Annotated in this window: 11 protein-coding genes, 1 tRNA gene and 1 pseudogene; 6 read left to right on the forward strand and 7 right to left on the reverse strand. The window is 41.7% G+C overall.

Features of this window, described 5'->3' with window-relative positions; genetic code table 11:
* Positions 1 to 2,822: efflux RND transporter permease subunit (locus H5185_RS18570; RefSeq protein ID WP_182742827.1), on the reverse strand; the 2,822-nt coding region annotated here is incomplete at its 3' end.
* A pseudogene (locus H5185_RS18575) lies at positions 2,819 to 3,941 on the reverse strand (efflux RND transporter periplasmic adaptor subunit). The pseudogene H5185_RS18575 and the gene H5185_RS18570, both read right to left, overlap by 4 nt.
* A gap of 243 nt (positions 3,942 to 4,184) precedes the next feature.
* Here H5185_RS18575 and H5185_RS18580 point away from each other — a divergent pair.
* Both H5185_RS18580 and H5185_RS18585 read left to right on the forward strand, forming a co-directional pair.
* Positions 4,185 to 4,835, forward strand: coding sequence for a TetR/AcrR family transcriptional regulator (locus tag H5185_RS18580; RefSeq protein ID WP_182721990.1), 651 nt, complete (start codon positions 4,185 to 4,187; stop codon positions 4,833 to 4,835).
* Between the two features lie 106 nt (positions 4,836 to 4,941).
* Entirely contained in the window at positions 4,942 to 5,886 is a 945-nt protein-coding gene (locus tag H5185_RS18585) for a DUF6268 family outer membrane beta-barrel protein (protein ID WP_182742828.1), read from the forward strand.
* A gap of 122 nt (positions 5,887 to 6,008) precedes the next feature.
* Here the strand turns inward: H5185_RS18585 and H5185_RS18590 are convergent, their stop codons facing one another.
* Together H5185_RS18590 and H5185_RS18595 are read right to left on the reverse strand one after the other, a co-directional pair.
* Entirely contained in the window at positions 6,009 to 6,455 is a 447-nt protein-coding gene (locus H5185_RS18590) for an LPP20 family lipoprotein (protein WP_182697980.1), read from the reverse strand.
* On the reverse strand, positions 6,452 to 7,162 hold the full coding sequence (locus tag H5185_RS18595; protein ID WP_182742829.1) for a FlgO family outer membrane protein: 711 nt from the start codon (positions 7,160 to 7,162) through the stop codon (positions 6,452 to 6,454). Before H5185_RS18595 ends, H5185_RS18590 begins: the two co-directional genes overlap by 4 nt.
* Positions 7,163 to 7,430: 268 nt before the next feature.
* Here H5185_RS18595 and H5185_RS18600 point away from each other — a divergent pair, with 268 nt between their 5' ends.
* From H5185_RS18600 to H5185_RS18615, 4 genes are all read left to right on the forward strand, one after another.
* Positions 7,431 to 8,639: a flagellar assembly protein FlgT gene (locus H5185_RS18600; RefSeq protein WP_259396255.1), complete on the forward strand. Its 1,209-nt coding sequence runs from the start codon at positions 7,431 to 7,433 to the stop codon at positions 8,637 to 8,639.
* Between the two features lie 69 nt (positions 8,640 to 8,708).
* Positions 8,709 to 8,784 (forward strand) — tRNA-Arg (locus H5185_RS18605).
* Positions 8,785 to 9,001: 217 nt separating this feature from the next.
* A complete protein-coding gene (locus tag H5185_RS18610) occupies positions 9,002 to 9,481 on the forward strand; it encodes a DUF2947 domain-containing protein (RefSeq protein ID WP_182697995.1) in 480 nt (159 codons plus the stop codon).
* A 161-nt stretch (positions 9,482 to 9,642) separates the two neighbouring features.
* Positions 9,643 to 10,203: a chalcone isomerase family protein gene (locus tag H5185_RS18615; RefSeq protein WP_182742830.1), complete on the forward strand. Its 561-nt coding sequence runs from the start codon at positions 9,643 to 9,645 to the stop codon at positions 10,201 to 10,203.
* Positions 10,204 to 10,326: 123 nt separating this feature from the next.
* On the opposite strand, the gene H5185_RS18620 is transcribed toward H5185_RS18615, so the two are convergent.
* The 3 genes from H5185_RS18620 to flgA form a co-directional block, all read right to left on the reverse strand.
* Positions 10,327 to 10,812 (reverse strand): flagella synthesis protein FlgN, encoded by a 486-nt coding sequence (locus tag H5185_RS18620; protein WP_124016901.1) that lies wholly within the window; start codon positions 10,810 to 10,812, stop codon positions 10,327 to 10,329.
* A 99-nt stretch (positions 10,813 to 10,911) separates the two neighbouring features.
* A complete protein-coding gene (gene flgM, locus H5185_RS18625) occupies positions 10,912 to 11,244 on the reverse strand; it encodes a flagellar biosynthesis anti-sigma factor FlgM (RefSeq protein WP_182697998.1) in 333 nt (110 codons plus the stop codon).
* 73 nt (positions 11,245 to 11,317) lie between these two features.
* Positions 11,318 to 11,608 (reverse strand): flagellar basal body P-ring formation chaperone FlgA (flgA, locus tag H5185_RS18630; protein WP_182742831.1); only part of this gene is annotated, 291 nt, incomplete at its 5' end.

Here is an 11,608-nt window from a genome sequence, read left to right on the forward strand (position 1 = left end):
CCATGGCGCGCCTCGGGTATATCTTCTAACTCAGCCAAAATAACAATCGCAGCATTAATGGCTAAGCCCATTAATCCCAATAAGCCGATAATAACGGTAAACCCAAACGGATAGCCAAATACATACACGGATAATAAACCTAAACCCGCCGATTGAAATGCACTCAGTAAAATGATTGCCGTTAATCTAAAGGAGTTAAATGACAGCACTACAGTGGCTAGTAATAAGGTGACAACTAACACTACATTTGACAATAAATTACCCACAGCCTCATTACGTTTTGCACTTTCGCCGCCAATTTCAAGATGATATCCCGCCGGAATAGACAAATTAGCAATGGTATCCTTAACCTCGTTTAATACTTGTGCAGGCAGTACTCCACTGGTGATATAAGCTTCAATAGTATTGACGCGTTCGCCATTTCTGCGGGGGATTGCGCCGCGACTTACATTGATTTCGTTATAAGATAATGCCGCTAGCGGTATACCTGAACCCGAAGGCGATACCAGATTTATCTCGGCTAAACGTGTGGCTTGTTCGCGACTGTTGTCGCCTAAACGAACACGAATGGGCAGTGATTCTGTTTGCTCTAAAATGCTGCCACCAATTATACCGGTAGTCGCCATTTGAATTTGATTGGCAATATCGCTAAGGCTCAACCCGCTCATTAAGCTGGCATCTTCATTGACTTGTAACCACACTTTTGGCGCGCCAGAACTTAGTGTTGCGCGAGTATGGATCACATCGGGGGTTGCAACTAAAATCCCGCGCACTTGTTCACCCAGTGCTTTCAATGTATCCAGATTGGGGCCGTATATACGCAACTCTACCGGAGCGTTAAAAGGAGGGCCTTGTTCCAGTTTTCGAACCAAGATTTGGGCTTGTGGAAACTCTACATCAAACTCTTTCTGTAATTGTAAAATTAATCGATTAGCCGCCGCAAAATCGGTTACTTTAATCATTGCTTGGGCATAGTTAGTTGCCCCTTGCTGCCGTTGAGTTAAATTGTAATAGAAAGAGGGCGTGTTACCACCGACAACCCAAGTCGCAGCCACAATATCTTCAATTTTTTGCAGTTTATTATCAATCAGTTTTACCTGTTCTAGGGTGTTTTCAATACTCACATGCGGCGCTAAGTAGACTTCAATTTGGAACATATCGCGGTCAGACGGAGGGAAAAATTGTTCTGTCATTTTTCCCGCGGCAAAAAAACCGACAATAGGTAATATACCGATAACAATCGCCGTCAGTATTGGCCGTGTTAACGCAAAGTAAAGGCTGGCCGTATATGCTTGGCTGATTTTGGGAAATGCCATACCTTGTTGATACCAAGCCGTTGGTTTTTCACTGCGGCTAAAGCGCCCAGCAAGGCCTGCGATAATGGTATGCGAAATAATATATGACCCCAGCAATGCGAACATCACCGAAATTGCGATACCACCAACAAACTCACCCGCTGCACCTGGCATTAACACAATTGGTGCAAAAGCTAACATGGTGGTAATGGTTGAACCCGCCAGTGGTAGCCATAAGTGGTGCAGAGTTTTAGATACCGCTTCAAGTTTGCTCATACCTTGCTGACGGCGTTGCGCAATGGCATCAACAATCACAATTGCGTTATCAACCATAATACCCAGCGCAACCACTAACCCTGTTACCGACATTTGATGGATCGGTAGTCCAGTATATTTCATGCAGGTGAGGGTAAACAGTGCGGTTAGTGGTAATGATATTGCTACAATCACTGCATTACGTAGGCCTAATGTCAGCATTAAGACCAGTAAAATAATCACAAACCCCTGCAGCAGATTAATCACCAAGTCGCCTAAGCGATCGCTGGTATAGCTTTGTTGGTCAAATAACCATTGCACCTTAATATTGGCCGGCAAGTTTACTGAAAACTCGTCAATGGCGTTACTCACGTGCTGTTGCCATACATCGACGCGGTTATTATTGAGCATGCGCGCAGAGACTAATACGCCCTGTTGACTGTCGATTAAAGCAATACTCGATGCAGGCGTTTTAGCTTGGCGGCTAATATTGGCCACATCGCCTAAGCGAATAATTTGGCCGTAATCGTCTACTTTTAATGGCACTTGGCGGATACGGTTTTGTGAGTCTAATTCACCAGAAACCTCAACTAAGGCTCTAAACTGGTTGTTATTAATTTCACCGGCGGAAATTTTGCTGTCGGCATTATTTAAAATTGCCGCGATACCTGCGGGAGTTAAATGCAGTTGACTGATTTTATTACCATCTAATTCTACTAAAATCTCTTCTTCAGGTGCGCCATACAACTTTGCAAAGTCAGTACCGCTGAGTAATCTTAAGCGACTTTGTAATTCTTTGGCGTACCGATTAAGAATATCGACTCTTACTGGGCTGTCATCGGCCCAAACCAGTCCTAAAATAGCGGTATTGGCATACCCTAGCTGATCATCTAGTACACTGTTTTGTGCTGCAACAGGTAACAGTGATTTACTGTCGGCAATAAGATCTCGTGCCCGTGACCATACTGGAGCGGTATCGGTAACGGTATCTTTTAATTCTAACTGGATCACCGAAATACCCGGTCGAGAAGTTGACTGGACTAGCTTCAACTCTTCTAAACGGCGAAGTTGATTTTCGAGCACTTCGGTCACGAGTGCTTCAACGCGTTCTGCTGATGCCCCAGGATATTGAGTAATAACCGATGAAAATCGGTTCGTAATATGTGGGTCTTCCGTACGCGGTAAGCTTGAAATTGCTCCGAAGCCAGCAACAATTAATAATGCAATAAATAAACTGGTTAGGCGGCCATTTTCTAAAAATGCTTTAATCATAATGCCCCCGTTTTCTCAGCTTGAGCTAGGGTGACTTTTTGATTAACTACTAACTTATGCAAGCCTTGAGAGACAATGATATCGGTTGGTTTTATGGCGCCTTTAATATACGCTTGTTGTTCATTGGTATAGATAATTTCAACATCGCGACGTTCAATGGTATAAAAACCTTGCTCAGCTTTAACTAAGGCAAACACGTTCCATAACCCGCGTACGCCATCGGTTAATGCCGACATCGGCACCCAGTAACCAGATGCCGGCACATCTTGTTGGTAAGCCAAATAAGCTATTTCGCCATTGATCACTCTGGCTGAGTCGGGCAAATGAATACGCAACTGCACCGTGCGACTAATGGTATTGACCTCGGCACTAATACCGGCAATTTTAGCGGTAAAGGTTTGTTTACCTACACGGACATCTACCATCTGCTCGGCGGCTAACTGCTGTGCAATATCAATTGGTACCCCAATATAAGCTAAAGGCTCACTGTTACCCACTAAGGTAAAAACCGGACTGCCTAGCGCAATCACTTCGCCGACATTATGAAACCGCTGACTGATAGTGCCATTGAATGGGGCTAACAATGTCGATTTTTCAATTTTTAAATGGGTGGCACTTAAGCTGGCTTCTATGCGCTTTTGATTCGCTTGTAAGCTAATGACTTGTTGCTGGGTTTCATCAAGCTGCTGTTCAGACACATAATTTTTGTTGTTTTAGTTTTTGAGTGCGAACTAAGGTGCTTTTAGCTAAATCGATATCCGCTTGGGTTTGTAATAAACTGGCTTGCAGTTGCTGTTGTTCGGCTGTTAATAACTCGATATCAAGTAGGGCTAATGTTTGACCTTTAGTCACAGTATCGCCACTGTCGACTGAGATATTGTTGAGCTTACCCGCAAGCTCAAAGCCAATACCTGTGGTATTGGCTGAGCGAATTGTCCCAGTATAGGTTTGCATATGCTGGTAATGGTCATTTAACACTAAGCTTTGTGATAACACCGCTTGATAGTCAATTGTATGCGAGTGTTCTTTTACCTCAGAGCCACAACCGCTTAAAACGATTAAGCTTAAACTTAGCGCCCAGTATCGAATGATGGCAGTGAATGTCTTTGACGCGTTCATAAGTTTATTCCTTGCAAAGCAATTAATAGTGTCAATGTTGATTTATTTTTCGCCGTTGGCATGAAAGGCAATAAGCGCATAGATTTCAGCACAACGTAAAATGTAACTTTAATGTTAACTAGACTCGATAGTCTAATTTTATAAAACTAGACTGTCCAGTCTATTTTTGGTTACTATTAGGCTAAATGCTGATCAGCAATGCAGAGGCTTGATTTGCTTAATGAGCTAATTTATGGAACCAACATGACAAAACAACACACAGCGCTTAATCCTAGCGGACAGAACCACATCAGCCGCAGTGAACAAAAGCGTGCTCAGGTGCTCGAGTCTGCGATAGATCTTTTTTGTCATCATGGTTTCCCTAACACCAGTATGGATGAAGTGGCCAAGCATGCCGGTGTATCAAAACAAACTGTTTACTCCCATTTTGGTTCTAAAGACGATTTATTTGTGTCTGCGATTGAATCGAAATGTGTTGTGCATCAACTCACCGACGATGCCTTAATTGATGCCAGCCAACCACAACAGGTTATTTTGTTATTTGCACAGCAGTTTGGCGAAATGATTGTTAGCAAAGAAGCCATGACAGTGTTTAAAACCTGTGTTGCTCAAGCCGATACTCACCCAGAAGTGTCTAGATTGTTTTATAATGCAGGCCCTAAGCATGTACTAGGATTGGTTCGAAACTACCTAACAAAAGTCAATGAACACAACGAATACTTTTTTGAAAACCCTCATGAAAGTGCGGTTAGATTGTGTTTAATGTTGTTTGGTGAGCTAAAATTACGCCTAGAGTTAGGCTTAGAAATAGAAGATTTAATCGTCACCAGACAACAATACCTGCAAGATACCGCCGACATGTTTTTACGAGCACATAAAGTGGGCGTAAAATAAACTCAACCTCAAGTTGAACTTAATTGGCCATATAGCAGTATTACTTGAGCAATTAAGCCAAAGTAATATTCAGTTTATTTCATTATTTGAAGGGAAGCAGATTAGTATGACGCTTTACAACACTAAGGTAATTTCTTCTCCGGCACAGAGTAAGTCACTGAATTTATCTGTACGGTCATTATTGTGCGTATCGGGTCTGCTGTTAAGTCAGCATGCTTTAGCGGCACCAGAACGTTCACCGTTTTCACTCACTGTTGCTCGTACATCAACGGGCACCGCTAATGTAGGCGCAGAGAGTGCTAACCCTAATCAGTTGCAACGAGATACATGGAAAACCAGTTTTTCGGCAAACATGCCACTTAATCGTCAGTGGTCTATAGGGGCAAACTTAGGCTACGATAATCTCGATTATGACTGGGATATTAACCAAAACAGCCTGTTACGCAGCAATACTCAACCTTGGTCAACCATCCATCAGTACAGTGCTGGTTTATCACTATCGTATCGCTTAGATAATCATTGGATGTTTCTCATCGCACCCAAATTACAGTATGCCTATGCTGATACGGCATCATCTTCAAATGCACAAAGTTATGGTGTCGTCGCCTCGGGGATGTACCGCTTTGATTCGGGTAATATGCTTGGTTTCGGTGTGGCATATTTAAATGATATTTCAGAAGTGCGCACCTTGCCTTATTTAGCCGTACGTTGGCAGATAAGCGATAAGTGGGTACTTGCTAACCCGTTCCAAGCTGGTTTTAGTGGCCCGGCAGGATTAGAGTTAAGTTATCAATATAATCGTGACTGGGATTTTGGCGTGGGCAGCTCCATGCGAACAGAGCGTTTTTTAATTGCTGACGATGACAAAACCATTGAAGTTGAAGAATGGGTAGGCTTTGCTCGCGCAGGTTGGCAAGCAACGACTAACGTTAGCCTTAATGCTTATGCTGGTTACTATTTTGGCGGTGAAATGCAGTTAAGTTATCCCGATGTCACTGAAGACATGGAAAACCAAGCCGCATTCGGTTTAGTGTTTAAACTGAACTTTTAACGATTAGTGGTAAACCATACAATAAAAAATGCCGCTGATATCAGCGGCATTGTTGTAAAAGTTAATCTAGCGACTCAGCATTTATCTAATAAAATCGTCTTAACTACTAATGCAAATCGGCCCTAGAAGTAAGTCACTTCTTTTACCCGCTTAGGGCGATTTTGTTGTTCGTATAACTGCCATACTTGTTTAAAATCAAGTGCTAACTCAGTGACATAAAACTCACCGGCTGGGTAGGTTTTTACCACTTTAGCCCCGCGAATAATGCCACTCACGCTAGACTTAACGTTGTCGTCAGTTAATAACCACTCACTCACGTCGCTGTTTGCGGTAATCTTTTGGCCATACACTTGCTCTGCTAACTCACGATATGCAGCAATTTTTGATGCTTGCATTGCCATTAAAATACGATGCGATGGTTCTTTGCTTGGCTGAGTCGCTAAGGGTGCATAACCAATTGCGGTTAGGGTAGGGAACGAGGCTGGAGCTTCGGTTTCCCACTGGACATATTTATCCTTGCTTACACAGCCAGTTAACAGTACCAACACAATTAACATTAACGACTTCATAGCTTATCTCCTAATACGGTATAACGACTGTCGCCCATATTTTCGTGGCGATACAGTAAACCATTACGCGATTCAATCATTTCAGACGGTTGTAAATAACCCGATAAGCTCGACGCCGCCACAAATGATTGCACCGCAGAAACCACTCTATTATTGGTCACATTCACTATTCGGCCGTTAAAGACGATTCCTTCAGGTGTTAAGGTCATGGTTGATACCAAAACGTGCGCTACCGGTAAATCGGAACGCAGCAGCTCCCAATTTCGGCTCAACATAAATTCACCTTGCTCTGTTGCACGTAAATTGGTTGCGACGTTTAAATCAACCAAATTAAACTCATGGGCATGGAATGCAGCAAGCAATCCTTGCTGTAATTGAAGGCCTAACTCATTGGATGTATTTAAATTGTTGGCCATTACCGGCGTAGAAATGAGCAGTGGTTCATCAGGGCGAAGGGCATCATTTTGCAATACTAATTCGTTGACTAACTTTTCTGCCCACACATTGACCTGGCCCTTAGGCGATATTCCAACAGCTTGTATATCATAAGCTAACTTGTGGTGATAAACCTGATCTTCATCGACCACTTTGACAAATTTACCGTTATTACTAAAGGCAAGATTATTGGCAGCATTAGGCATTTGGGTGCATGCAACTAACGTCAATGACGCCAGTATGACCGTGGGGACAACAAGCCTATTAATCATAATAATTCCTCTTACAAAAATGCCGCAAATCTTGGTATAAATGAGTCATTTTATCGCCTTATTTATCGGTAACTAAGGTCAATTTTTTACTCTTTAATATTCGTTCCTTTATATCGGCAAATGCGTTAGAAGCTTTACTATAATTACCCTAAATCTAAAAAAAACTAGTAAAACGGTTATAGGCACAATTTTTGCTTTGTAAAATATAGAGTAAGCTTAATTCATTTTATTAAGCCAAATAGACGTTTTTTTGACATTAGGACATCGTATGCTGATCCGACACAGCCCTACTAACCGAGCTAATCCCTTTAGTCATCTTGCTGTCATAGCCATATTATGTGCAAGTGGCTTGCTAGTGACAATGTCTGCATTTGCTGAACAAATTGAAGTGACTGGCAAAGCCAAAATTGTTAATGGCGATATTGATAAAGCTCGCGAAGACGCTATCAGCCAAGCATTAAATTATGCCAGTTTAAAAGCAGGAGTTAACTTTTCTAGCGAACAACAAGTTAACCAAGGACGGCTTACTCAAGATACTTTTCAAATGCAGCGTATGGGCTCGGCCAATAATGTTGAATTAATGAGTGAAATGATCAGCGAGCATACTATTACTGTCATTTTACAGCTTGAGCTTAGCGAACAAGAGTCCGATGCCCAATGTAAAAGTCAATCACTCAAAGCTGCGATTATGTTGCCTCAAGCTTATTTACAAGAACGCGAACAATTACGCTATGGTCAATTAGCCCATTTTGAAGAGCGCATCACCGAACAATTAGGCAAAGCGATTAACGCGCAATCGCGTTACAGTTTTGCCAGGCTACATGCAGATGAGAAAATTGATAATACCAATCAATTGGTCAATTTTAGAGGTAACCGCATACCCAGTTGGTTAGGTGAACTCACCGATAGCCAATATTTGCTGCAGCCCGAAATTATTGATATTTCAACTGAACCAGTACAAAGCAGTTATTTGGGCTTTGTAGAAGATGATCCACTGAGGCAATTTATCCTTAAATTAACCCTTTATCATGGCATTAGCGGTGAAGTGGTCTGGTCGGAATCATTTGCGACATCAGCCCCTTGGGAATTTGAACGACAAGAAATAGTGTCACCAGCTAATCAACGCTTTTGGCGATCATCTTATGGCCAGGCGATCAGTGATATTTTACAACAAAGCGTTATGTCGTTAGATAAGCAACTCAATTGCCGACCATTACTAGGCCAAATTGTGGCAAGAGATGGTGATCGCATTATCATCAATTTAGGCCGTAAAAATGGCGTTAAAATGGGTGATAAGTTCCAAATCGTCCTGCAGAAAAACATCCCCGACAGATTCAACTCTATGCGCGCTATCGCGACTAAAAGTCGGGCGAATGTGGTTATCGAACAAGTGACCGAAGACAGTTCAACGGCAATCTTTGACGGTATCGACAGTGCTTATAATATTCAAGTGAATGACATTGCGATTAAGAACTAGTTGGTTATTAATCAAGCAATTAAATTTAAAAGGTTTAATTCGATTATAAACTCAGTATAATCACTGGGTCTCTCTATAGCTCAACAGGATAGAGCAGCCGCCTCCTAAGCGGCCGATCGGGGTTCGAGTCCCTGTGGGGAGACCATATAAACTACTCCTATGCTCATTCTCTGTCTTTTCTCATCATCTGATTTATTTCATTGTCCCTTACCAGAATTAAGATATTTACTCGTATCAATATTTTTAACTACAGCATTAATCTTTTTAACAAATCATCTCATCATTTGTGTTTATCACTATCGCAGTCTGATCGGCTTTAGCGCTATAATTGTGCTTCATTTTTTATTGCTAGGAGCAGTTGTTTGTCACATTCATATATTCCGTTTGATCTTTATAAGCGTAAGTGGATTTTTAACCATAAAGATTTGCCTGTATCAGATGATGATAAGGCTTTGATTAAACCACTGACCGATAAAAGTGCCATGGAAGTGTGGGATAAGTGGATAAGCAATAAGAGCAGTCGGGCGGAATTATTTGAGAAAGGCGATTGGCCAATAAAGCAAGACGCTTGGACGGCAACAGAACATTGGCAATCGGCGTGGGACTCTCTGGACAACGCTATGCCTGAAGCTGTTAGTACACATATTCAATGGCCTGATGATGTGGTGGTGTATTTTTGTTATGAAAAGTACCAAATCATTGAAACGCGTTGGGATGTCTTTGTGCGTAATTGGAAGTGCTTCTTGTTTTTCGATGATGGTCCAATTTTAATTTCACCTAAGCACAAGCAAGCGTTAATGTTTAATCAGAACGGCCAATTTAAGTTAGGTGTTCGTGGTTAACCCCTTATTCAACCTCGAAGTGCAATACTCAGCAAATAAGCTATTAACGGTTAATCGCTGAGTTTTAGTATGTGATTTGGTTGCGGTATATATTGCCAGGCATAAAACCACTTTTTATTCTTTCTGTGGTTATTTTTGTGGCGTTTTTTTAGAGAGTTTATATGAAGTTATTAGCTTTAATGGGTATGAGTTTAGTGTTGATGCTGCCGTCATTCGCGCACGCTAAAGTGATTGGCGATATTGATGTGGTAGAGCAAATGACGGTTGCTGAGCAACCATTAGTATTGAATGGCGCAGGAGTGCGCAGCAAGTTTTTTATTGACTTATATGTGGGCAGTTTGTATTTACCGACAAAAGTGCAAACCTTAGATGATGTATTGGCGCAGCCGATTGCGGTTATACAGTTAACCATTACCTCTGGAATGATTACCTCAGATAAAATGCGTGATGCAATTACTGACGGTTTTGATGCTGCTACCGACGGTGACACTCATTCTATCGCCAAAGATATTGAACATTTTACCCAGCTGTTTGCTGACGAGATTGTTGAAGGTGATCAATTCACTTTTGTGACTCAAAAAGGCAAGGGCGTCAGCAGCATTAAAAATGGTATGGCTCAGGGTGATATTGCTGGTGAAGCATTTCGTCAGGCATTACTTAAGATTTGGTTAGGTGAACATCCTGCGCAACAAAGTTTACTTGAGGCCATGCTCGCTCAGTAAATCTCCTGCTAAGAAACGATAACAAGCGAACGCTGCGCTTACGGAAAGAAGGGTCTAGCAGTTGGCACTTGGCTTGTTATCGGATGTCATCGCTCGTTATCGCTTGCCACCAAGATTTTAACGCTAGGCTGAAAAGTCATTCCCTAGCGTTGAAATGGTCGACGTTTTGCCTTTGTCATTGTAGGTCAAGCTTGAAGCGTTGCGGCTAGCTTGTAATGCTTGTGCGAATCTATTGAGGCTGGCTATATTGAGTTCAATTAAACTGGCATTTTGGCTATTGATGTCTTTGCACTCAGCGAGTATCGATTTTGCTTGAGCAACTTTTTGTGCCAGTTCAACATCTGTGGTGATCAGCGTGTGGTGTGGATGATTAGCCAGTTTTTCGTCAGTGGTTTTCATATTGAATAAACACTGGGTTTTATCTTTGGAAAGTGCCAGTAATTGATCGGCGTCTTGCTTTTCTAACGCAGCTTTCTCTGCTGAAATCAGCTGTTTTAGTTGAACTAACGTCTGATTTTGCGTATCAAGCAAAGTATGCAGTTCTGTAAGTAATTGCTTGTTTTGCGGATCGTTGGATTGTCCTGAGGATTGTACGTTTACTTGTGTCATAAGTTACTCTTGTTTTTTTAACTAACACTTCTCTATGATGCAAATGCGCACCTATTATTCTAGTGTTGTTAAAGCAAATTAAAGAGTAACGTTTAACGGTTACTCTTTGTCAAATGATAGACTGCCTAGCTCTGCTTCAAAACTAGCAATATTAGCCGCAAGTTTTTCTGGGTCGACTTTATATCGTCCTTCAGAGATTGCGAGTTTAATTTCAGCGACCTTTTTTTGGTCTACTTCAGGCAATGATGCCATTTTAGTTTGCGCGCCCTGAAGCTGTTGAGCTTGAGAGGTAATGCTAACCGAATCAGTTTTAACTGGAGTCGCTGTTTTTTGCGCCACAGCTGCAGTATCAGATTTGGTATTAGACTGCGTTTCACGTGCAGTGCGCAGTTGTGTATTAGTAGCAGTGTTATGCTTAATGTCAATTGCCATGGGAGGCTCCAGCGTAATTATCAGGTTTTCCAAACAGGCTATCGGCAGTCCAGGAAAAAACTTTAACTCTATTTTACATTCTTACTTCAACTTCGCCAATGCCAATTACAACTGCATCAAATTGTTTGCTCGTATTACTATTTTTTACTCTGATAACGTCATTGAGATTACCGTCCCGTAAAGCTTCACCAAGGGTTTTAATTTCAATATTAGCGGTTTTAGCATAAATAGAAATCGTGTCTCCTTTGCAAACAAAACACAGGTTATTACTTAAGACTGGTGAGTCTTTCGCAACCCGACGTTTTACTCTTGAACCAATTAATGAGTTGATATCTGAAAAAAATTGGCCTTTTAGACTATATTG

Origin of the sequence: Shewanella sp. SG44-6 (assembly GCF_014164185.1) — a bacterium.
Taxonomy (GTDB): domain Bacteria; phylum Pseudomonadota; class Gammaproteobacteria; order Enterobacterales; family Shewanellaceae; genus Shewanella; species Shewanella vesiculosa.

What these genes read in the sequence shown, in the direction of transcription:
- H5185_RS18580 (WP_182721990.1), top strand. Translation starts at nt 4,185, where the DNA reads ATGACAAAACAACACACAGCGCTTAATCCTAGCGGACAGAACCACATC.
- H5185_RS18595 (WP_182742829.1), bottom strand. Translation starts at nt 7,162, where the DNA reads ATGATTAATAGGCTTGTTGTCCCCACGGTCATACTGGCGTCATTGACG.
- H5185_RS18585 (WP_182742828.1), top strand. Translation starts at nt 4,942, where the DNA reads ATGACGCTTTACAACACTAAGGTAATTTCTTCTCCGGCACAGAGTAAG.
- H5185_RS18620 (WP_124016901.1), bottom strand. Translation starts at nt 10,812, where the DNA reads ATGACACAAGTAAACGTACAATCCTCAGGACAATCCAACGATCCGCAA.
- H5185_RS18600 (WP_259396255.1), top strand. Translation starts at nt 7,431, where the DNA reads ATGCTGATCCGACACAGCCCTACTAACCGAGCTAATCCCTTTAGTCAT.
- H5185_RS18615 (WP_182742830.1), top strand. Translation starts at nt 9,643, where the DNA reads ATGAAGTTATTAGCTTTAATGGGTATGAGTTTAGTGTTGATGCTGCCG.
- H5185_RS18590 (WP_182697980.1), bottom strand. Translation starts at nt 6,455, where the DNA reads ATGAAGTCGTTAATGTTAATTGTGTTGGTACTGTTAACTGGCTGTGTA.
- flgM (WP_182697998.1), bottom strand. Translation starts at nt 11,244, where the DNA reads ATGGCAATTGACATTAAGCATAACACTGCTACTAATACACAACTGCGC.